Source organism: Actinomycetota bacterium, assembly GCA_036280995.1.
Lineage (GTDB): Bacteria > Actinomycetota > CALGFH01 > CALGFH01 > CALGFH01 > CALGFH01.
This window is the reverse complement of record DASUPQ010000175.1, coordinates 1-21,146: the sequence shown is the minus strand read 5'-3', so window position 1 is coordinate 21,146 and position 21,146 is coordinate 1. Positions and strand designations below refer to the sequence as shown.

The 21,146-nt window shown below is 74.5% G+C and carries 20 protein-coding genes; 12 read left to right on the top strand and 8 right to left on the bottom strand.

From position 1 onward, the window contains the following. On the top strand, window positions 1-403 hold a 403-nt coding region (locus VF468_05690; protein ID HEX5877805.1), incomplete at its 5' end, for a phosphotransferase. 3 nt (window positions 404-406) lie between these two features. Here VF468_05690 and VF468_05685 read toward each other — a convergent pair. Continuing rightward, the gene (locus tag VF468_05685; GenBank protein HEX5877804.1) at window positions 407-1,786 is read right to left on the bottom strand and encodes a glycine hydroxymethyltransferase; all 1,380 of its coding nucleotides are present in this window, start codon (window positions 1,784-1,786) and stop codon (window positions 407-409) included. Between the two features lie 450 nt (window positions 1,787-2,236). On the opposite strand from VF468_05685, the gene VF468_05680 reads away from it, so the two are divergent. The 3 genes from VF468_05680 to VF468_05670 all read left to right on the top strand — a co-directional run bounded on the left by VF468_05680 (window position 2,237) and on the right by VF468_05670 (window position 7,521). Then, window positions 2,237-3,748, top strand: coding sequence for a HAMP domain-containing sensor histidine kinase (locus VF468_05680; GenBank protein HEX5877803.1), 1,512 nt, complete (start codon window positions 2,237-2,239; stop codon window positions 3,746-3,748). A 135-nt stretch (window positions 3,749-3,883) separates the two neighbouring features. Next, window positions 3,884-4,609 carry an ABC transporter ATP-binding protein gene (locus VF468_05675; GenBank protein ID HEX5877802.1) on the top strand — a complete coding sequence of 242 codons (726 nt, stop codon included), beginning with the start codon at window positions 3,884-3,886 and terminating at the stop codon, window positions 4,607-4,609. Window positions 4,610-4,611: 2 nt separating this feature from the next. Continuing rightward, window positions 4,612-7,521, top strand: a complete 2,910-nt coding sequence (locus VF468_05670) for an FtsX-like permease family protein (GenBank protein ID HEX5877801.1) — start codon at window positions 4,612-4,614, stop codon at window positions 7,519-7,521. Here the strand turns inward: VF468_05670 and VF468_05665 are convergent. Then, window positions 7,518-8,153 carry a class F sortase gene (locus tag VF468_05665; protein HEX5877800.1) on the bottom strand — a complete coding sequence of 212 codons (636 nt, stop codon included), beginning with the start codon at window positions 8,151-8,153 and terminating at the stop codon, window positions 7,518-7,520. The genes VF468_05670 and VF468_05665 overlap by 4 nt on opposite strands. Then, window positions 8,140-8,982, bottom strand: a complete 843-nt coding sequence (locus tag VF468_05660; GenBank protein ID HEX5877799.1) for a DUF4397 domain-containing protein — start codon at window positions 8,980-8,982, stop codon at window positions 8,140-8,142. The genes VF468_05665 and VF468_05660 overlap by 14 nt, the downstream gene beginning before the upstream one ends. Before the next feature lie 126 nt (window positions 8,983-9,108). Between VF468_05660 and VF468_05655 the strand changes: the two genes are divergently transcribed. Both VF468_05655 and VF468_05650 read left to right on the top strand, forming a co-directional pair. Further along, window positions 9,109-9,630 carry a sigma-70 family RNA polymerase sigma factor gene (locus VF468_05655; GenBank protein HEX5877798.1) on the top strand — a complete coding sequence of 174 codons (522 nt, stop codon included), beginning with the start codon at window positions 9,109-9,111 and terminating at the stop codon, window positions 9,628-9,630. Then, the gene (locus VF468_05650; protein HEX5877797.1) at window positions 9,627-10,286 is read left to right on the top strand and encodes an anti-sigma factor; all 660 of its coding nucleotides are present in this window, start codon (window positions 9,627-9,629) and stop codon (window positions 10,284-10,286) included. The genes VF468_05655 and VF468_05650 overlap by 4 nt, the downstream gene beginning before the upstream one ends. 3 nt (window positions 10,287-10,289) lie before the next feature. Here the strand turns inward: VF468_05650 and VF468_05645 are convergent, their stop codons facing one another. Together VF468_05645 and VF468_05640 are read right to left on the bottom strand one after the other, a co-directional pair. After that, window positions 10,290-11,219 (bottom strand): hypothetical protein, encoded by a 930-nt coding sequence (locus VF468_05645; GenBank protein ID HEX5877796.1) that lies wholly within the window; start codon window positions 11,217-11,219, stop codon window positions 10,290-10,292. A gap of 88 nt (window positions 11,220-11,307) precedes the next feature. Next, a complete protein-coding gene (locus VF468_05640; protein ID HEX5877795.1) occupies window positions 11,308-11,637 on the bottom strand; it encodes a helix-turn-helix domain-containing protein in 330 nt (109 codons plus the stop codon). A gap of 230 nt (window positions 11,638-11,867) precedes the next feature. Between VF468_05640 and leuS the strand changes: the two genes are divergently transcribed. The 5 genes from leuS (at window position 11,868) to holA (ending at window position 18,727) form a co-directional block, all read left to right on the top strand. Continuing rightward, the gene (gene leuS / locus VF468_05635; GenBank protein HEX5877794.1) at window positions 11,868-14,363 is read left to right on the top strand and encodes a leucine--tRNA ligase; all 2,496 of its coding nucleotides are present in this window, start codon (window positions 11,868-11,870) and stop codon (window positions 14,361-14,363) included. Window positions 14,364-14,672: 309 nt separating this feature from the next. Further along, window positions 14,673-15,074 carry a cupin domain-containing protein gene (locus VF468_05630; GenBank protein ID HEX5877793.1) on the top strand — a complete coding sequence of 134 codons (402 nt, stop codon included), beginning with the start codon at window positions 14,673-14,675 and terminating at the stop codon, window positions 15,072-15,074. A gap of 137 nt (window positions 15,075-15,211) precedes the next feature. After that, window positions 15,212-15,961: a ComEA family DNA-binding protein gene (locus tag VF468_05625; GenBank protein ID HEX5877792.1), complete on the top strand. Its 750-nt coding sequence runs from the start codon at window positions 15,212-15,214 to the stop codon at window positions 15,959-15,961. Next, window positions 15,958-17,712 (top strand): ComEC/Rec2 family competence protein, encoded by a 1,755-nt coding sequence (locus VF468_05620; protein ID HEX5877791.1) that lies wholly within the window; start codon window positions 15,958-15,960, stop codon window positions 17,710-17,712. The genes VF468_05625 and VF468_05620 overlap by 4 nt, the downstream gene beginning before the upstream one ends. A 25-nt stretch (window positions 17,713-17,737) precedes the next feature. Continuing rightward, entirely contained in the window at window positions 17,738-18,727 is a 990-nt protein-coding gene (gene holA / locus VF468_05615; GenBank protein ID HEX5877790.1) for a DNA polymerase III subunit delta, read from the top strand. A gap of 24 nt (window positions 18,728-18,751) precedes the next feature. Here holA and VF468_05610 read toward each other — a convergent pair whose 3' ends face one another. The 3 genes from VF468_05610 to rpsT are packed head-to-tail and all read right to left on the bottom strand — an operon-like array spanning window position 18,752 to window position 19,558. Then, window positions 18,752-19,060: a GAF domain-containing protein gene (locus VF468_05610; protein ID HEX5877789.1), complete on the bottom strand. Its 309-nt coding sequence runs from the start codon at window positions 19,058-19,060 to the stop codon at window positions 18,752-18,754. Then, window positions 19,018-19,248, bottom strand: coding sequence for a hypothetical protein (locus VF468_05605; protein HEX5877788.1), 231 nt, complete (start codon window positions 19,246-19,248; stop codon window positions 19,018-19,020). The genes VF468_05610 and VF468_05605 overlap by 43 nt, the downstream gene beginning before the upstream one ends. Before the next feature lie 43 nt (window positions 19,249-19,291). Further along, window positions 19,292-19,558 carry a 30S ribosomal protein S20 gene (gene rpsT, locus VF468_05600; GenBank protein HEX5877787.1) on the bottom strand — a complete coding sequence of 89 codons (267 nt, stop codon included), beginning with the start codon at window positions 19,556-19,558 and terminating at the stop codon, window positions 19,292-19,294. Between the two features lie 127 nt (window positions 19,559-19,685). Between rpsT and lepA the strand changes: the two genes are divergently transcribed. Then, on the top strand, window positions 19,686-21,146 hold a 1,461-nt coding region (gene lepA, locus VF468_05595), incomplete at its 3' end, for a translation elongation factor 4 (protein HEX5877786.1).

The window sequence follows — 21,146 nt, the reverse complement described above, 5'->3', positions numbered from 1 at the left end:
CTCGGCCCGGGAGGTGATCGACGGCGCCGCCGCCACCGCCGCCTGGGAGCGCGCCCTCCGGGCGCCGGCGTGGAGCGGGCCGCCGGTGTGGATCCACAGCGACCTCCTCCGGCCCAACCTGCTCGTCCGCGGCGGCCGGCTCCGGGCGGTCATCGACTTCGGCGCCGCCGGGGCCGGCGACCCCGCCGCCGACGTGGTCGCCGCCTGGAGCGTGTTCGGCCCGGCCGGGCGGGCGGTGTTCCGGCGCGGCCTCGGGGTCGACGACGGCACCTGGGAGCGGGCCCGCGGCTACGCCCTCCACCAGGCGGCCCTGATCATCCCGTACTACGCCGAGACCAACCCTGGGTTCGTCGCGTCGGCCAGGCGCACCGTGGAGCAGGTCCTGGCCGACATCGCCGCCTGACGGCTACAGCGCGATCCCCGGGTACAGCGGGAACCGATCCAGCAGGTCGCCGGCCCGGCGCCTGGCCTGGTCGCGGACGGACCCGTCGAGCTCGTACTTGGCCTTGGAATCGGGGACGGCGGTGGTGGATTCCAGAACCGTGTGGACGATCGAGGCGACCTCGCGCATCTCGTCGGCGCCCATGCCGAGGGTGGTCACGGCCGGGGTGCCGAGTCGCAGGCCGCTGGTGTACCAGGAGCCGTTCGGGTCGAAGGGGATGACGTTGCGGTTGAGGGTAATGCCGGCCTCGCGCAGGGCGGTCTCGGCCTGACGGCCGGTGAGGCCATAGGGGCGGGCGTCCACCAGGAGCAGGTGGTTGTCGGTGCCGCCGGTGATCACCGTCGCCCCCTGCTGCTGGAGGGCGTCGGCCAGGGTGGCGGCGTTGTCGACGATCCGCTGGGCGTAGCCGGCGAACTCCGGCCGGGAGGCCTCGGTCAGGGCGACCGCCTTGGCGGCCATGATGTGGCCCAGCGGCCCGCCCAGGACCAGCGGGCAGCCGCGGTCGACGACCGGGCCGAACTCCTCGGTGCACAGCACCATCCCGCCCCGCGGGCCGCGCAGCGTCTTGTGGGTGGTGGTGGTGACCACGTGCGCGTGGGCCACCGGGTCGAAGTCGCCGCTGAACACCTTGCCGGCGACCAGCCCGGCGAAGTGGGCCATGTCGACCATGAACACGGCCCCGACCTCGTCGGCGATCTCCCGGAAGATGCGGAAGTTGATCTTGCGCGGATAGGAGCTGTAGCCGGCCAGCAGGACCAGCGGCCGGAAGCTCTCGGCCTGCTTGCGCACCTGGTCGTAGTCGAGCAGCCCGGTGTCCGGGTCGACGGTGTAGCGGGCGATCTCGAACAGCTTCCCGGACACGTTGGGCCGGAAGCCGTGGGTGAGGTGGCCGCCGGCGTCGAGGGCCATGCCGAGCAGCCGCTGGTTGCCCAGCTCGCGCCGGAGCGACTCCCAGTCGGCGTCCGGCAGGGACTGGAGGTCCTTGGCCCCGGTCCGCTCCAGCACCGGCCCCTCGACCCGCCTGGTCAGGATGGCCCAGAAGGCCACCAGGTTGGCGTCGATGCCGCTGTGGGGCTGGACGTAGGCGTGGTCGCTGCCGAACAGGCCCTTGGCCAGCTCCACGGCCCGGCTCTCGATGGTGTCGACGTTGTCGCAGCCGGCGTAGAAGCGGTGCCCGGGCGAGCCCTCGGCGTACTTGTCCGACAGCCAGTTGCCCATGGCCAGCAGGGTCGCCGGCGAGGCGAAGTTCTCCGAGGCGATCAGCTTGAGGTTGGCCCGCTGGTCGGCCAGCTCGGCCGCGATCGCCCCGGCGATCTCGGGCGCCACGTCGCCGACCACGTCCATGGCGGCGGCGAAGGCGAGCGTGTCGGACCTGACCCCGCTGAGGTCGGCGTCGGGGCAGACGGTGCGGAGGTAGGAGGCAAGGGTGGAGTCGGCGTTCATGGTTCCTCTCCCTGTCGGTGGCGGCCGCCAGGCGCATCCTACCCGCGCCACCCGTGTGGGGTTGATCTGCGGGTTCGTCCTATACTGCGCGTTGCAGCCTGGAGGTTGCCTCCTCCACCCCGCCGCTCAGGGAGGAGGTGAATGAGGCATGACGCACCTTAGGTACCGTCTGGCCCGTGCGGCCTGGACGCTGGCCGCGCTGGCCGCGCTGGCCGCCGCCCTCGGCGCCGGCTCGAAGTGGGCCTAGCGACCCGCTCGTGGCGGCAGCGCTGAAACGCTCGACAAGGATCGACCGACATGGTGTGCTAGCGCCCCGCTCGCCGGTCTGTCCCGTCTTGCTGGTTGGTCACGATGATCGCGTACCACCGCTCACCAGCGCTGTTCGCCTACGTGCTGACCGTCTCGGCGGTCGGGCTCATCCTGGTCGCGCTGCTGGTGCTCGGCGACGGGCCGGCGACCGTGCTGCAGCAGCCACCGCTGTTCTGGGTGCTGCTGACCAGCATGCTGGTCATGGAGTCGTTGCCGATCCTCTCGAACGTCGCCGGAGGGACCAAGTACGTCACGACCGTCGAGGCGTTCGCGTTCGCCGTCCTGCTCAGTCTGGGCACGACGGCGGCCGTCGTCGCCCTGGTCCTGGTCGTCCTCATCTCCGAAATGCTCCGCCGGGCCGCGTTCGAGAAGCTGGTGTTCAACGTCGGCCAGTACGGCCTGCTCATGGTCGTCGCCGGCAGCGTCTACGAGCTCCTGGGCGGCGACCACCCCTTCGCCGTCCAGGACCTCCCGGCCTTCGTCGTGGCCGCCTGCGTCTTCTTCGTCGGCAATCTCGTGCTGGTCGGCGTGGTCACGACCCTCGCCCACGGGCGGCACTTCGTCGCCGACCTGAAGGAGTGCATCCGGGCCGAGGCCTGGCCGTACACGATGGTCTTCGCCATGGCCCCGATCATGGTGGCGGTGGCCGAGCTGAGCATCGGCCTGGTGCCGCTGGTGCTGCTGCCCCTGATCGCCGTCCGGGACGCCCTCCGGACCGCCGAGGAGGCCGAGGAGCGGCGGGTCGTCGCCGAGCAGGCGGCCGAGGAGGCGAGGGCCGTGGCCGCCGAGAAGGCCCGGCTGGTCGAGGCCCAGCAGGCGCTGGTCGAGCAGCTGCGGGAGAGCGACCGGCTCAAGGACGACCTGCTGGCGGCCGTCTCCCACGAGCTGCGCACCCCCCTGGCCGGGATGCTGGGGGCCCTGGCCACCCTGAGCGCCCGCGAGGGCCAGCTCACCGACCCCCAGCGCCAGGAGCTGGTCGACATGGCCGTCCGCCAGGGGGACCGGCTCAAGCTCCAGATCGAGCAGCTCCTGCTGGCCGCCCGGCTGGAGCGCAGCGGCCACGAGCCGGCCGAGCGGCCGGTGGTCGACGCGGCCGCGGCGGCCCGCGACGCCGTGGCCGTGGCCCGGGCCGCCTACCCGGCCCGCCAGCTGGTGCTGGAGGCCCGGGAGGTCCTGCCCGTCCGGGCCCTGCCCGAGGCGATCCTGCAGGTGCTGGGCAACCTGCTCGACAACGCGGCCAAGCACGCCCCCGACAAGGCGCCGATCCGGGTCGAGGCGCGGCGGGTCGGGGCCCAGGCCGTGCTGTCGGTCACCGACACCGGGCCCGGGGTACCGCCGGCCGACCGCGAGCGCATCTTCGAGCGCTTCACCCAGCTCGACTCCGGCGCCACCCGCCGGGCCGGCGGGGTCGGCCTGGGGCTCTACATCGCCCGCCAGCTGGCCAACGCCCAGGGCGGGGAGCTGCTGCTCACCGACCCGGTCCCGCCCGGCCCGGGTGCCCGCTTCGAGCTGCGCCTCCCCCTGGCCGAGCTGGCCTTCCGGCGTCCCGGCTGAGCCGGCCCCCCCGGGGAAACCCCTGAGCCCGGCGGGGGCTGGCTGGGGGATCTTCCGGGGGCATCCCGGATGGTCGCGGCGGCGGCCGGGCCCCAGGCTTGCTTCTCGAGACGACCCCGAGCCCGAGGAGCGGACGTGAACGAGAACGGCCAGGCCGAGCCCCTGCTCGTCGCCGAGCGGGTGCGCAAGGTGTACCGGACCGGTGGCATCGAGGTCGAGGCCCTCGCCGGCCTCGACCTGGAGGTGCGGCGCGGCGAGCTGGTCGCCGTGATGGGCCCGAGCGGCTCGGGCAAGACGACGCTGCTGAACTGCCTGTCGGGGCTGGACGACATCGACGGCGGCCGGGTGCTGGTCGAGGGCCAGGACCTGTTCGCCATGACCGACGCCCGCCGCACCAGCCACCGGGCCCGGGCCATGGGCTTCATCTTCCAGGCCTTCAACCTCATCCCGGTGTTCAGCGCGGCCGAGAACGTCGAGCTGCCCCTGCTCCTCAACGGCGTCCCGGCCCGGCGGGCCCGGGACAGGGCGGTGGCCATGCTGGACCGGGTCGGGCTCGGCCACCGCACCGGCCACCGGCCCAACCAGCTGTCCGGCGGCGAGCAGCAGCGGGTCACGATCGCCCGCGCCCTCGCCTCCCGGCCGGCGATCGTCTGGGCCGACGAGCCCACCGGCAACCTCGACACCGCCATGGCCGACCAGGTCGTCGCCCTGCTGCACGAGCTCAACCGCCAGGAGGGCCAGACGATCGTGCTGGTCACCCACGACCCGGCCATCGGCGGCTCGGCCGGCCGGGTCGTGCGCATGCGCGACGGCCACCTGATCGGCGACGAGCGGCGCCCGCTGGCGTCGGTGGGGAGCTGACCGTGTACCCGAACCTGACCCCGTATCTGGTCGGCCTGGGCGGCGCCGGCCTGCTCGTGACCGTCTTGCTGGCCCTGCGGGGCCCGCTGACCCGCCGGCTCGCCCTGCGCCAGGTCAACCGCCGCCGGGCCGAGGCCGCCCTGGTCGTGGCCGGCTCGGTGCTGGGCACGGCCATCATCGTCGGCAGCCTGGTCGTCGGCGACACCCTCGACCACTCCTTCAAGCAGAACGCCTACCGCTACCTGGGCGTGGTCGACGAGGTGGTCAGCTCCTCCGACCCGGCCCAGGGCGCGGCGGCGGCCCGCCGGCTCGAGCCCCTGCGCGGCGACCCCGCGATCGACGGCCTCCTCACCGTCCGGCGCCACGGCGCCGCCGTGACCAACGGCGGCAAGGGCGAGCCCCAGGCCACCGTGCTCGAGCTCGACTTCGCGGCCGCGGCCCGCTTCGAGGGCCCGGGGTCGCCCCTGGCCGGGCCCAGCCCCGGGCCAGGCCGGGTGGTCCTGAGCGACGCCCTGGCCGGCGCCCTTGACGCCCGCCCCGGCGACCGGCTCACCTTCCACCTGTACGGCCGCCCGCTGGAGCTGGAGGTGGCCAGGGTCGTGCCGGCGCGGGGGCTGGCCGGGTTCGGCGAGCGCGGCGCCCTGGTCGAGCCGGGCACCATCGGGCGGGTGGCCGGGCCCGCCGGCCCCCGGGCCGGGCCCGAGACCCTCACGCTGGTCTCCAACGCCGGCGGGGTCGAGGGCGGCGCCGCCGCCAGCGACCAGGTCAAGGGCAAGCTCCAGGCCGCCCTGGGGCCGCTGGCCCGCCAGGGCACGGCCGTCGCCACCCCCAAGCGGGAGCTGCTGGACGAGGCCGAGCTGATCGGGGCCGAGTTCGGCGCCCTGTTCCTGTTCGTCGGCAGCTTCGCCATCATCGCCGGCGTGCTCCTGCTGGTGAACGTGTTCGTGATGCTGGCCGAGGAGCGCAAGAGCGAGCTCGGCATGCTGCGGGCGGTCGGCATGCGCCGGGGCCGGCTGGTCCGCGGCTTCGTGCTCGAAGGCACCGTGTACGCGCTCGTCGCCGCCGCCCTCGGCCTGGTCGCCGGGCTGGGCGTCGGCTGGGCCGTGGTCGAGGTCACGGCCCGGATCTTCGCCGGCTTCACCGAGGAGGGCGTGCCCGAGCTGGCCTTCACCGTCACCTCGACCAGCCTGGTCAACGGGTTCGCGGCCGGCTTCCTGATCGCGTTCCTGACCGTCGCCCTGACCAGCGTCCGCATCAGCCGGGTCAACATCATCGCCGCCATCCGCGACCTGCCGCCCGGGACCGGCCGCCCGCTCAAGCGGCGCTGGGTGCTGGCCTCGACCCTGGCCGCGGCCGGGCTCGGGGCGGCCGCGGTGGTCGCCGTCGCCGGCAGCGATGGGGTCGGCACCTACCTGTACCCGGCCCTGGCCGTGGCCGCGCTGTGCCCGCTGCTGGTCCGGCTGCTGCCCCGGCGGGCCGTCTACACCGGCGCGTCGCTGGCCGTGCTCGGCTGGGGGCTGGTCGCCAACACCGTCCGGCCCGAGCTGCTCGACAACAGCTCCACCGCCACCTTCGTGGTCCTTGGGGTGGTGCTGACCTTCTCGGCCGTGCTGCTGGTCAGCCAGAACCAGGAGCTGCTGCTGCGCCTGGGGCGGCCGCTGCTGGCCCGCCCGTCGGCCTCCGGCCTGTCGGCCCGCCTGGCCGTCGCCTACCCGGTGGCCAGGCGCTTCCGGACCGGGGCCACCCTCAGCATGTACGGCCTGGTGGTGTTCACCCTGGTGCTGATCTCGGTGCTGGGGACGGTGATCAACGCGGGCGTGGACCGGGCGGTGGCGACCGCCTCCGGCGGCTACGCCCTCCGGGTCGACTGGAACAGCCAGGCGCCGGTCACCGACCCGGCGGCCCGCCTGGCCGGGGGCCGCTTCGCCGGCCAGGTGGCCGGGGTCGCGCCCCTGGAGACGGCCGAGGCCGAGGTGGCCGGCATGCCCGGCGCGGCCAAGGCCGTCCCGGCGGCGGCCGTCGGGGCCACCGCGGCCCTGGCCACCCACGGCCTGTTCCCCCTGGACGCCCGGCTGGACCGCCTCGGCGACGACCGGGCCGTCTGGCGCACGGTGCTGGCCGACCCCCGCTATGTGGTCGTCGACCAGTACCTGGGCTACGAGGAGAGCGGCATGGCCCACGCCACCTGGCACCCGGGCGACAGCCTGACCCTGACCGACCCGGGCACCGGCCGCTCCGAGCGCAAGACCGTCGCCGGCGTCCTGGCCGACTCGACCGCGTTCGAGGGCGGCGGCGAGCTGCCCGCCAGCCCGCTGGTGCTGGCCGCCGGCGGGCTCCGGGAGCAGTTCGGGGCCAGGGCGCGGCCGTCGGGGGCGCTGCTGGCGCTCGCCCCCGGCGTCTCCGACCGGGCCGTTGCCGCCGACCTCCAGGGCGAGTTCCTGCCCCAGGGCCTGGTCGCGACCCGCATGCGGCACGTGGTCGAGCAGGACTACGCCGCCAACCGCTCCTTCTTCCAGCTCCTCCAGGGCTTCCTGGCCCTCGGCCTGGTCGTCGGCGTTGCCGGCCTGGGCGTGGTCATGGTCCGGGCCGTGCGCGAGCGCCGCCGCACCGTCGGCGTGCTGCGGGCCCTCGGCTTCCCGGCCCGGGTCGTCCGGCGGGCGTTCCTGCTGGAGAGCACCTTCGTCGCCCTCGAGGGCATCCTGCTCGGCACCGCCTTGTCGATCGTCACCAGCTACCTGCTGTTCCGCAACGACGACGAGCTGCAGGCGACCGGGGTCGCGTTCCCGATCCCCTGGATGTCGATCTCGGTGCTGGTCCTGGCCACGGCGGCCGCCTCCCTGGCCGCCACCGCCTGGCCGGCCCGCCAGGCGGCCAGGATCAGCCCGGCGGTGGCCCTGCGGATCGCCGACTAGGAGGCACCGGCCGGCCGGGCGGTCACGACCACGTTGTCCAGGTAGTGGCCGCTCGACCGGTCGAAGGCGCCGCCGCAGGTGATCAGGCGCAGGACCGGGCCGGTGACGGGGCCGAAGACGGCGTCGGTGGGGAAGGCGGCCTTGGCGTAGCGGGCCGAGCCGGTGACCTCGAAGCGCAGCCAGCGGCCGTCGGCCCGCCGCACCCGGACGGTGTCGCCGCGGCCCAGGTCCCGCAGCCGGTAGAAGACGGCCGGGCCCGACCTGGAGTCGACGTGGCCGGAGATGACCGCCGGGCCGTCCTCGCCGGGCATGGCCCCGCCGGTGAACCAGCCGGCCACGCCGTAGTCCCGCGGCACCTCCATGGTCCCGTCCGCGTTCAGCCCCAGGCGGATGAGGCGGCTGGACACGCCGATGGAGGGGATCTCGACCGCCACCGGCGGCGAAGGCCGGAGCGGCCGGGTCGTGGACGGGGCGGCCGCCCGGGAGGTGGTCGTGGGCGTGGCCGTGCTGGTCGTGGGGGCGGTCGACGGCGACGCCTCGGGGCGTGCGGGAGGCTCCCCGCACGCCCCGAGGACCAGGGCCAGCGTCAGCGACGCCAGCCCGGCGGCGACCCGGCGGTCAGTCGCTGGCACGCCGGCGCAGCAGCACGCTGGCGCCGAGCCCGGCCATGGCGAGCACGGCCGCTCCGGCCAGGACCAGGCGCACGCCCGGGATGGCGGTGCCGCCGGGGGCGGTCCCGCCGGCGCCGGTGGCGATGCCGCCGTGGGGCGCCTGGCCGGCGCCGGTGGCGTCGACGATCGGCAGCAGCTCGGCGTCCTTGCCGGCCCCGCCGACGGCCGCCACCGAGTAGACGGTGCCCGCCTTGACCGGCAGGCTGGCCTCCAGCAGCACGTCGTCGCCGCCGGCCGCCTTCACCTGCACCGGGTAGGTGCCGGCGTCGACCTCGGCGTAGTCGGTGGCCGACGGGAACTCGACCCCCTCGAACAGGGTCGGCCCGCCCTCGACGGCCACGTCGACGGCCGGGACCTCGGGGGCGGCGTGGATGACCCGGACCTTGGCCTTGCCCGAGGCGGGCGCGCTCAGGTCGTCGCCGAAGATCTCGGCGGTGATGTCGGCCAGGGCGCCGACCGCGGCCACGGTGTAGGCGTTGCCGCCCTCGACCTCGGCCGTGGCCTCGATCACCGGGTCGGAGGTGGCGGCGGCCCCGGCCGGGCGGACGGCGAGGTCGTAGGACCCGGCGGGCAGCTCCAGGTAGTCGGAGACGGTCTTGTACCCGACCCCGGACAGCACCTTGTCGTCGTTGACGTAGACGTCGACGGCGGGGGCGTCGGGGGAGAAGTGGGCGACCCGCACCTGGGCCGGGTCGGCCTGGGCGCCGGCGGCCACGGGCAGGGCGAGCAGGCTGGCGGCGCACAGCGCCAGGACCAGGCCGGCGCGCCGCGGCAGCGAACGGGGGGACATGGGGCTCCCTTCGGACGGCTCGGTGCGATCTGCACCTGACCCCCTGCTTCGTGGAGGGGTGGCCCCGCGGTTGCAGGAAACCGCCCGGGAGGCCGCCTCGAAGACCGGTGCATGGAGGTGGAGGCGATGACCGTCCTCGGGACCCGGCTGGCCGCGGGGGACCCGCGGGCGGTCGAGGACGTGTACGAGGCGCTGGGACCGCGCGTCCTGTCCTACCTGCGCCGGCGGGTGCCCTACGACGAGGCCGAGGATGTGCTGCAGCGTGTCCTCTTCGAGGTCTGGCGCAGCCGCGACCGCTTCGACCCGGACCGCAGCCTGGAGGCCTGGGTGTTCGCCATCGCCCGCAAGCGGGCCATCGACCACCTGCGGCGGCCGCACCATGTCACCGTGCCCATCGAGCTGGTCCGCGACCTGGCCGACGCCGACGGGCGGGAGGCCGCCGACAGCCTGGTCTGGGCCCGGGAGGTGCGACGCTGCCTGGACCGGCTCCCGGCCGAGCAGCGGGAGGTGCTGCAGCTGGCCTACTTCGGCGGCCGCACCCAGGTGGAGATCGCGGAGCAGCTGGGACTACCGCTCGGCACCGTGAAGGCGCGAATGTTCAGGGGGCTGCGCCGGATGGGACACGTGATGGGGATCAAGAGGGGATGAGCCAGCACCCCTACGACGAGCTGCCGGGCCTGCTGCTCGGCGAGCTCAACCGGGCCGAGGTCATGGTGGTCAGCGACCACCTGGCCGGCTGCGACGACTGCCGCCGCGAGCTGGCGGTGCTCGCCGCCAGCTCCGCCTCCCTGCGCGCCGCCGCCCGCCAGCCCCAGCCGGCCACGGCGCCCGACGCTCCGGCCCCTGACGCCGCTCCGGCCCCGCCCCGGGCGGGGTGGCGGCGGGGGCCGCTGGTCGGGCTGGCGGCCGCGCTCGCCCTGGCCGTGGCCGCGGCGGCCGTGCTGTGGGCGGGCGGGCTGTGGCGTCCCGACCGGCCCGACCGGACGGTCCCGCTGGCCGGGGTGGGCGCCGTGGCCGCCAGCGGCCGGGCCAGCATGGCCGGCGCCGGTGACGACCGCCAGATGACCGTGGCCGCCGAGGACCTGCCGCCCCTGCGCGTCGGCCAGTACTACGAGGTGTGGCTGCTCGATCCCGGTGCCGGCACGGTGTTCCCGGTGGGGGTCCTGCCCCCCGACGGCGAGGGCCGCTTCACCCTGCCCGCCTCGGTGGTCGGCCGCTACCAGGTGATCGACGTCAGCCTGGAGGCCGACGACGGCGACCCCGCCCACTCCAAGCGCAGCCTGCTCCGCGGCCGCTACGCCTGATCGCTAGCCGATGCTGTCCCGGAGCACGGCCTCGACGTCGGTCACCAGCTCGTCGTCGGTGAGGCGGCCGCCGCCGTCGAGGCGGGCCTGGACCACGGCCAGGATGCGGTTGGCGAGCAGGGTCACCTCGCCCGGCTCGTCGAAGTGGACGGGGGTGAGGGTCTCGCGCGACTCCGGCGCCGGGTCGTGGACCGGCTCCCCGGGCTCGGGGGCCGGTGGCGGCGGGGGCGCCGGGGGCGGCACCTCCTGGCGGCCCTCGCCGAGGGCGCCGAGCTGGCGGCGCCAGGCCGAGAAGCTGGACTGGTCGACCGAGAACGCCGACGCGCCGGCGTGCTCGGTCACCCCGACCCGGGCGCTGTCCACCCAGTCGGGGTCGGCGTCCGGGAACACCACGACGTGGATCGGCTTGCCGGCCATGTCCTCGACCACCGGACTGTCCTCGCTGACCAGCAGCCGGCGCTGGGCGGGCGTGCACACCTGGGGGAGCCCGAAGTCGAAGGCGTCGACGCAGGCGTCCCAGGGGACGGCGGCCATCTCGGCCTCGGCGCGGGTCGGCCAGGTCGAGAACCCGAGGGCGGCGATCGGCTCGCGCTGGCGCAGGCGGGCCGCGAACGCCGTCACCTGGGCGGGCGGGGTCTCGGGCCCGATCTCCACGACGTAGACCCGCTGGCCGGGGGCGATGGCGGCCAGGGCGTCGGCGCTGGCCACCCCGTCGGAGCCGTGCGGCGGCCCGAACCAGGACCAGGGGACCACCGCCGGCCCGCGCGCCCGCAGCCAGGCCCGGAAGTTGTCGGCGTAGCTGAATCCGGAGGGGGCGGTCCCGCTGGTGCCGCTGGCGCAGCGCACGAACACCGCCTCGAGGCCGAAGATCGACCTGGGCCCGCCGTGCCAGACCCACGCCGCCGTCCTGGGAAGGGTCAACCGGGCCGTCATCCTCACCTCCAACCCCTCGGTCGCGATGAAGCAGTATCGCAAACCAGCGGCGGGCCGACCCGAGGGCCGGCCCGCCGCTGGTCGTTCGTCAGCGGCTGGGCCCTTGAGTGGTGCGAGGCTCGCCGGCGGCGGTCATGGTCTGAAGCACCTGCTCGACGCCCTGCGCCGGATAGCGACGGTGACCACCCGGGGTCAGGATGCTCGGCAGCTTCCCCGCCTGAGCCCAGGCGAGGACCGTACGGGCGCTCACCTGGAGCCTGCGGGCAACCTCGGTGGTGCGGAGCAGGACCTCCAGGTCGCCGGCGGTCGCCTGCTGTCCAGCCTGGCGGAGCTGGTCATAGGACGGCCGCGGCGGCTGCCAGTTGCGGAGTGCGCCATAGGTGCTCGAGGTACCGACCTGCTTGCGAGCGGTTACCACTCTGCCTCCCCTCTGGTGGCAGGTCGGCGGAGGACGTGCCCGCTGCCACCGAGCGCGCTACGTCCGGCTCGTTCCACTTCGACAGTATGGGCGGGACTTTTGCACTCGACGGGTCCGGCTGTCCAGTGGACAAAATGCCCGGCTGCCCTAACGAGTCCCCAACGCGGCTGGAATAGCGCTGGTGGCCTGCTGTTATGCTTGTCGGAGGTGGCCGGAAGGCCCCGTTCCGCATGCCCCTACAGCATTCTGAGGAGATTTCCGTGGACGCCGAGCGCTACGACCCCCAGCAGGTGGAGCCCAAGTGGGTGGCGGCCTGGGAGGAGCTGGCGCTCTACCGTACCGACGAGAGCGAGACCAGCCGTCCGCGCTTCTACGCCCTGGACATGTTCCCGTACCCCTCGGGCGACCTGCACATGGGCCACCTGGAGGCGTTCTCGGGCGGCGACGTCATCGCCCGGCTGAAGTGGATGCAGGGCTACAACGTGCTGCACCCGATCGGCTGGGACGCCTTCGGCCTGCCCGCCGAGAACGCCGCCATCAAGCGCGGGGTCCACCCCAAGCCCTGGACCTACCAGAACATCGACGCCCAGCGGGCCACCTTCCACCGGCTGGGGATCTCCTTCGACTGGTCGCGGGCCCTGGTCACCTGCGACCCGGACTACTACCGCTGGACCCAGTGGCTGTTCCTGCGCTTCTTCGAGCGCGGCCTGGCCTACCGCAAGGCCTCGCCGGTCAACTGGTGCCCCAACGACCAGACGGTGCTGGCCAACGAGCAGGTCATCAACGGCCACTGCGAGCGCTGCGACGCCCTGGTCGAGAAGCGCGAGCTGACCCAGTGGTTCTTCAAGATCACCGACTACGCCCAGCGGCTGCTGGACGACATGGAGGGCCTGAACTGGAGCGACAAGGTCCTGACCCAGCAGCGCAACTGGATCGGGCGCAGCGAGGGGGCCGACGTCGACTTCCAGGTGGCCGAGACCGGCGAGACGGTGCGGGTGTTCACCACCCGCCCGGACACGCTGTTCGGGGCCACGTTCTTCGTGCTCGCCCCCGAGCACCCGCTGGCCGAGCGCCTGGTCGCCGGCACCGAGCGCGAGGCCGAGTTCCGCACCTTCCGGGAGCGGGTGGGCCGCGAGACCGAGATCGAGCGGCTGTCGACCGAGCGCGACAAGCAGGGCATGTTCCTGGGGGCGCACGCCGTCAACCCGGTCAATGGCGAGCTGATCCCCATCTGGGCCGCCGACTACGTGCTGATGGAGTACGGCACCGGCGCCATCATGGCCGTGCCCGCCCACGACCAGCGCGACCTGGAGTTCGCCAGCAAGTACAGGCTGCCGGTGCGGGTGGTGGTGCAGCCGCCGGGGGAGCCGCCGCTGGACGGCTCCACCCTGACCGAGGCCATGAGCCACGAGGGCGTGCTGGTCAACTCCGGCCCGTATGACGGCCTGCCCGCCACCGAGGAGGGCATCCCCCGGATCACCGCCGACCTGGAGGCCCAGGGCAAGGGCGGCCCGGCGGTCAACTTCCGCCTGCGGGACTGGCTGCTGTCGCGCCAGCGCTACTGGGGCTGCCCGATCCCGATCGTGCACTGCCCGGCCTGCGGCGAGGTGCCGGTCCCCGACGACCAGCTGCCGGTGCTGCTGCCCGAGGACGTCACCGACTTCCGGCCCAAGGGCCTGTCGCCCCTGGCCACCTCCGAGGCCTGGGTGAACGTCGACTGCCCGCGCTGCGGCGGCCCGGCCCGGCGCGAGACCGACACCATGGACACCTTCGTCGACTCCTCCTGGTACTTCCTGCGCTACACCGGGCTGGAGCCGGACCGGCCGTTCGACCCCGAGCGGGTGGCCGGGTGGATGCCGGTGCACCAGTACACCGGCGGGATCGAGCACGCCATCCTGCACCTGCTCTACGCCCGGTTCTTCACCAAGGTCCTGTGCGACATGGGCCTGGTCGGCTTCACCGAGCCGTTCACCTCGCTGCTCAACCAGGGCATGGTGGTGATGCAGGGGGCGGCCATGTCCAAGTCCAAGGGCAACCTGGTCGAGCCGTCGGAGATCATCGACGAGCACGGCGCCGACGTGGCCCGCCTGACCATCCTGTTCGCCGGGCCGTTCGAGGACGACGTCGACTGGGCCGACGTGTCGCCGGAGGGCATGGCCCGCTGGATCCAGCGGGTCTGGCGGGCCGTCCACGCGGCCGTGGCCGACCCGCCGGCGGGGGAGGGCTGGCCCGAGGACCCCGAGCTGGTCCGCCTGGCCCACCGGACCACCGCCGGGGTCACCGACGACCTGGAGCGGTTCCGCTTCAACACCGCCATCTCCAAGCTGATGGTGCTGTCCAACGGCCTGGCCGACGCCATCCGGGCCGGCCGGGGCAGCGCCGCCCAGCGGCGCGAGGTCGCCGAGCGGCTGGTCCTGCTGCTGGCCCCGCTGGCCCCGTTCGTGACCGAGGAGCTGTGGCGGATCCTCGGCGGCAGGAGCTCGGTCCACCGCCAGGCCTGGCCCGGCTTCGACGCCGACCTGGTCCGCAGCGAGCGGGTCACCTGCGTGGTCCAGGTCGACGGCAAGGTCCGCGACCGCGTCGAGGTCGCCCCCGACGCCACCGAGGACGACCTGCGCGACCTGGCCATGGCCTCCGAGCGGGTCCGCACCGCCCTGGCCGGCCGTCGGGTGGCCCGGGTCGTGGTCGTCCCGCCCAAGCTGGTGAACCTGGTCACCGCCGGCTGACCGGGGACGCCGGGCGGCACGGGACGAGGGCCTCGGTGGTCCCGTCGCAGTCGAGCGGCACCACCGTCTCCGGCAGCGGGGTCGTCACCGCCAGCCGCGGGGCGGCGTCGGCCTTCCCGGCCCGTCCTCGATCGATCCGGCCTGCAGCATCAGCTCGGTGTGCGGGGGGAACCGCCGCTGCGACCGGGTGCGCCGGACACCAGAGATCACTCCACGATCTGGTTCCTCGTCATCCTGATTCCCTTGTTACGCGATGTCAGGAGGTGAGACGGTTGTCGCCTCGGGCGACGCCGAGGGAGGGGAGACGCCATGACCGACGTGCCCGCCGCCGACCAGCTCCAGAGCTTCGACTCCAACGCCATGCCCTGGGGGGAGCTCTACATCGACCAGCTCAAGCTCGGGGTCCCGCTGAAGGCGTTCGTCTCGGACCCCGACACCGGCATGTCGGTCCAGATGATCAAGTACGAGGCCGGCTTCACCAACCCCTGGCACCGCCACAACTGCGCCCACGGCATCTACGTGCTCGAAGGCACCCTCAAGACCCACGCCGGCACCTTCGGCCCAGGCAGCTTCGTCTGGTTCCCCGAAGGCATGCTCATGGAGCACGGCGCCACCGACGACGGCGACGTCCTCACCTTGTTCATCACCAACAAGCCCTTCGACATCCGCTACGCCTTCGAGGACGACCAGGAGGGCGGGTCGGGCGGGTAGTTCGCCCTGGGTGGCCGCGGCGCGCGGTGTTGGTGGCGTGGAAGGCGAGTACCCCGGTGGGGTGTGGACAGCGCGGAGCACCCGGCGGGCGGGGTGGCTAGGTTCATCGGCGGCGACCGTCCACCGGAAGGAGCCGCATGTCCTCGCCGCCGCCGCCGTTCGTCCTGCCCCCTGGCGGGCCTGGTACCCGGGTTCGCGCGCTGCTCGCCGGTGCCGGCCGGCAGCGGGTCGCGGTCGCCCTGCTCGTCCTGGTCGCCCTCGTCGGTGCCGGCGCCGTGTGGATGCGGGCCGTCCCCCGCCTCGGCGGAGGTGCCGGGGAGGGGGCGCCGGCCGACCAGACCCTGCCCCGGGCCGCACCCGAACCTCGCGGGGCGGCGGACCCGTCCACACCCGGGGCCGGCTCCGACCCGTCGGCGGCGGCCGGCCCGGCCGGCCAGGTCGCAGTCCACGTGGCCGGGCGGGTGGGCCGCCCCGGCCTGGTCCACCTGCCCGCCGGCAGCCGGGTCCAGGACGCCATCCGGGCCGCCGGCGGCGCCACCTCCGGCGCGGACCTGGACGCGATCAACCTCGCCCGCAAGCTGACCGACGGCGAGCAGATCCGGGTTCCCGCCCCCGGCGACCCCGCCCCGCCGCCCCAGGGCGTGGCCGCTCCTGGCGCTTCCGGCACTCCGGGTGGTCCGGGCGCGGTCCCGTCCGCGCCGCTCGACCTCAACACCGCCACCGTCGAGCAGCTCGACACCCTCCCCGGCGTCGGCGAGGTCACCGCCGGCCGCATCGTCGCGTACCGGACCGCCCATCCCTTCACCACCGTCGATGAGCTCCTCGAGGTCCCCGGCATCGGCCAGCGCCGCTACGACCAGCTCAAGGACCTGGTGACGGTCGCGTGACGCCAGCCCCACCGCCCCGTCCCGTCCGCCACCCCGACGCGGACCCCGATGTCGACGGGGTGGCGCTGGCGGCGGCCACCGCCACCGGGGTCTTCCTCGGCACCCGGTTCGCCGCGGCCGCCGTCTGGATGATCGTGGCCGCCTCCCTGGCCGTGGCCTGCCTGGGGGCGGGCAGCTCGTCCCGCCTCCGGGACGAGGGCGTCACCGCCGTGGTCGGCGTGCTCGTCCTCGCCACCCTGCTGGCGGCCGGCGCCGCCGCCGCCTCGGTCCGGGCGACGGCGGTCCGGGACGGCATCCTGGCCCGCCGGGTCCAGCACCAGGGCCGGGTCGAGGGCCAAGGTCGGGTCGAGGACCCCGGCTGGGCCGGGCCCCGGGGCCGGGTCGAGGTGGCCGCCAGCGTCGCCGAGGAGCCGCAGCGGCTCCGCTTCGGCGGCCACTGGGTCGTTCTTGGGGTGCACCAGGTCCACCAGGCCGGCCGCACCTACCGCACCCGCGAACGCGCCGGCATGATCCTCCCCCGAGGCCGCCTCCCTCCTCCGGGCGCACCCCGCGGTCCGGCCATCGGCGGTCCGGGTGCCGCCGAGCCCACCCGGCCCCCGGCCACCGCAGGACCCTTCGTCGACCGTGGGGAGGGTCGGCTCGCGGTAGGGGACCGGCTGCGGGTCCGGGCGTCGGTAGGCCGGGCCCGGTGGAGCGATGCGCTGGGGAGGCAGCCGCCGGTCGTGCTCCGGGACCCCGTGATCGAGGAGCGGGCACCGCCGGCCGGTGCCGCCCTGCGGGTCAGCGAGCTGGTGCGGGACGCGGCGCGCGAGCGGGCGCTGGCCAGCCTGGCGCCGGAACGTGCCGGGCTGCTCGTGGGCATGGCGCTCGGCGACACGTCCCTGCTCCCGATGGAGCTGGAAGGCGAGTTCCGCGCGGCCGGGCTGACGCACCTGATGGCGGTCAGCGGCGCCAACCTGGCCGTGGTCCTCGCCGCCGGGCTGTCGCTGGCCGGGCTCGCCGGCGCCGGTCGCCGCGGCCTGGCCGTCGCCGGGATCGTCCTGGTGGTGGTGCTGGTGGTCGTCACCCGCTGGGAACCGAGCGTCCTCCGGGCCGGCGTGATGGCCGGTCTGGTGCTGCTCGGGGTCGCCACCGGGCGGGGCCCGGGTGGCCGCCGGGCCCTCTGCCTGGCCGTGGTCGTGCTGCTGCTGGCCGACCCGGGGCTCGCCGGTGCCCTCGGGTTCCGGCTGTCGGTGGCGGCCACCGCCGGCGTCCTCTGGTTCGGCCCGCTCGTGGCCAGGGCGCTCGCGGACCGGGTTCCCGAGCGCGTCGGGAAGGCGGTCGGCATGACCCTCGGCGCCCAGGCCACGGCCGTGCCCGCGCTCGCCCTGGCCCTCGGCCCGGTCTCCCTGGCCGGACTGCCGGCCAACCTGCTCGGCCTTCCCCTGGCCGGCGGTCCGATGCTGCTCGGGGTGATCGCCGCGGCCACGGCCCCGGTCGCGCCCGGGGTGGCGGCCCTGGCCTGCCGGCTGGCCGACCCGTTCCTGCTCGCCCTGATCGCGGTCGCCCGCTGGGCCGCCGGCCTGCCCGGTGGGTCGATCACCCTTTCCGGACCAGCCAGGGCCGTCCCGGCCGTGATCGCCGCCCTCGTCATGCTGGCGGTCGCGCGGTGGCGGCGTTCGCCCCCAGGCGCCTGGTCAGCGCCGGCGACGCCCACCAGCCTGGCCCGGGCACGTAGGGACCGACGCGACCCACCGGCCGGGTCCTGGTGACCCGGGGCCGGGGTAGCATGCGGCCATGGCCGCTCGACCTGGTTCGGTTCCGGTGACGCTCGTCCTCGGTGAGGAGGAGCTGCTGGCCGAGCGTGCGGTGGCCGACGCGGTGGCGGTGGCCAGGGAGCGGCTGGGGCCGGGGACGTCGGTGGAGGAGGTCAGGGGCGGGGGGCTGCCCGACGGGTTCGCGATGGGGCTGGCCACGGCGTCGCTGTTCGGCGGTGGGCGGGTCGTGGTGGTCCAGGAGGCCGACGGGCTGGACGCGACCGCCCGGGAGGCGCTGCTGGCGCTGGCCGGGGACCCGAACGCGGCCACGGCGGTCGTGCTGCGGGCGGCCGCGCCGGGACGGCAGGGGAAGTTCTTCAAGGAGGTGCAGCGCGACGCCGCCACCGTGCTGGTCGCCAAGCTGAAGGCGTCCGAGCGGGTGAGCTGGCTGCGGGCCGAGGTACGGCGGCTGGGGCGCAAGGCCGACGAGGCGGCGGTGGCCGCGCTGGTCGACACCGTCGGTCAGGACCTCCGGGAGCTGGCCGGCGCGGTGGCCAAGCTGCACGTGGCCGTGCCGCCGCCGACGGTGCTGACCGCCGGGCACGTGACCGAGTTCCTGGCCCAGACGGCCGACCGGGGGATCTTCGAGCTGACCGACGCGGTGTTCGCGGCCGACGCGGCCACGGCCCTCGACCGGCTGGACGCGCTGATCGACCAGGGCGAGGACCCGATCCGGCTGCTCGGCTTCATCGCCAGCCAGCTGCGCCTGCTCCTGCGGGTCGCCGACCACCCCGAGCTCTCCAAGGCCCAGGTGGCCAGCCTGCTTGGCGGTGGCGTCCGCGACTGGCAGGTCGACCGCGCCCGCCGCCAGCTCCGCCGCTTCCGCCCCGGCGACCTGCACCGGGCCCTCGACCTGATCGCCGAGGCCGACGCCCACATCCGCAACGGCACCTCGTCGCCGCGGCTGCTCCTGGAGCTCCTGATCGCCCGCCTGGCCGGCGCCGGCGCCCCGGCGGCCACCACCCGCTGACCGCTCGCCTCCGAATCCGCTGGCCTAGGGATCCTCTGCCTCGGCGAACAGGTCCGGGAGCGCGGCGGCGCACCCCTCCAGCGCCTGGCGGTCGGCGTCGGTGAAGGCGTCCCGCTCGCAGCTCTCCACGTCCAGAGTCCCCACCACCGTCCCCGTGCCAGGGTCCAGCACCGGGATGATCGCCTCCGACAGGGTGCTCGAAAAGGCCGTCAGGTAGCGTGGATCAGCGGTCACGTCGTTGACCACCACGGCGCGCTTGGTGGCAACGGCCGCGCCGCTGAGCCCTTGGCCTACCGGAAGCGCGGATGAGCAGGCGCCCCTGACCCGCTCCAGCCGATGGCGGTGATCTCCCGCTCGCCCACCGCGTACAGCCCGACCCAGCCGTACCGCCCCGCCGCGCGGATCAGCGCCGCGACCCGGACCGCCTTGTCGGCTCGTGCCAGGTTGCTGGCAAGCACATCGTCGATCCCCCGCAGCACCTCTTCGCCAGCCGGACGGCGGCTCGGCCGTCGCGCGCGCATCCCTCTTCGCCTGGCAGTGGCCCGAGGCGCCGGACCTCGCCGCCTACTGGCCCTGGCGGTTGACCGAGCGGGCCAGGCGGGCCTTGTGGTTGGCGGCGTTGTTCTTGTGGATGACGCCCTTGCTGGCGGCGCGGTCGTAGGCGCGGTTGGCCCGGCGGAGGGCGGTCTCGGCGGCCTCCTGGTCGCCGGCGGCGACGGTCTCGCGGACGCGGCGGGCGTAGGTCTTGAGGGCCGAACGGACCGACTTGTTGCGGAGCCGGGCCTGCTCGTTCTGCCGGTTGCGCTTGATCTGCGACTTGATGTTCGCCAAGAAAGGGCACTCCTGCACTGAATTCACGAATTCACGGGGAACCGGGCGAGGCTAGCACAGCGGGTCGCCCAGGCTCAACGAGGGCCAGGGGCCCGCCGCGGCGGGGGGCGGCTAGGATGGGCTGGCCATGCCAACCGACCTTTCGCGCCTGCGGAACTTCTGCATCATCGCCCACATCGACCATGGGAAATCGACCCTGGCCGACCGCCTGCTCGATCTCACCCATGCGGTGAGCGAGCGCAACATGCGCGCCCAGTACCTCGACAAGATGGACCTGGAGCGCGAGCGCGGCATCACCATCAAGGCCCAGGCCGTCCGGCTGGCCTACGCCGCCGCCGACGGCCGGGAGTACGTCCTCAACCTGATCGACACCCCCGGGCACGTCGACTTCACCTACGAGGTGTCGCGGGCCCTGGCCGCCTGCGAGGGGGCGGTCCTGCTGGTCGACGCCGCCCAGGGGATCGAGGCCCAGACCCTGGCCAACCTCTACCTGGCCGTCGAAGCCGACCTGGCGATCGTCCCGGTGATCAACAAGATCGACCTGCCGGCGGCCCAGCCCGACCGGGTCGCCCGCGAGATCGAGCAGGTCCTGGGCGTCGCGGCCGAGGAGATGCTCCGGGTGTCGGCCAAGACCGGCCAGGGCGTGCCCGACCTGCTGGAGGCGCTGGTGCAGCGGGTCCCGCCGCCCACCGGCGACCCCGAGGCCCCGGCCCGGGCGCTGGTGTTCGACTCGCTGTACGACTCCTACCGGGGCGTGATCGCCTACGTGCGGATGGTCGACGGGCGGCTGGCCAAGAACGACCGGGTGCGGATGATGGCCGCCGGGTTCGTCTCCGAGGCCGAGGAGGTCGGGGTGTTCGCCCCCGAGGCCGCCCCCACCGCCGAGCTGCAGGCCGGCGAGGTCGGCTACCTCATCCCCGGGGTCAAGGACGTGCGCCAGGTGCGGGTGGGGGACACCGCGACCACCGCCGCCCGGCCCGCGGCCGAGCCGCTGCCCGGCTACCGGGAGCCGCGGCCGATGGTCTTCTCCGGCCTGTACCCGATCGAGGGCGACGACTTCCCCGACCTGCGTGACGCCCTCGACCGGCTGCGGCTCAACGACGCCGCCCTGGTCTACGAGCCCGAGTCGTCGACCGCGCTCGGGTTCGGGTTCCGCTGCGGCTTCCTCGGGCTGCTGCACATGGACATCGTCCGGGAGCGGCTGGAGCGGGAGTTCGACCTGGCCCTGATCACCACCGCCCCCAACGTCGCCTACCGGGTCACCCTGGAGACGGGGGAGACGATCATGGTCGCCAACCCCAGCGAGCTGCCGCCGGCCGGGTCGATCCAGCGGATCGAGGAGCCGTACGTCGCGGCCATGGTGCTGTGCCCGGCCGACTACATCGGCCCGGTGATGGAGCTGTGCCAGGGCCGCCGGGGCGAGCTGGTGACCATGGTGTACCTGTCCGAGGAGCGGGTCGAGCTGCGCTACCAGCTCCCCCTGGCCGAGATCATCTTCGACTTCTTCGACCAGCTGAAGTCGCGGACCCGGGGGTACGCGTCGCTCGACTACGAGCCCAGCGGGTACCGGGAGGCCGACCTGGTCAAG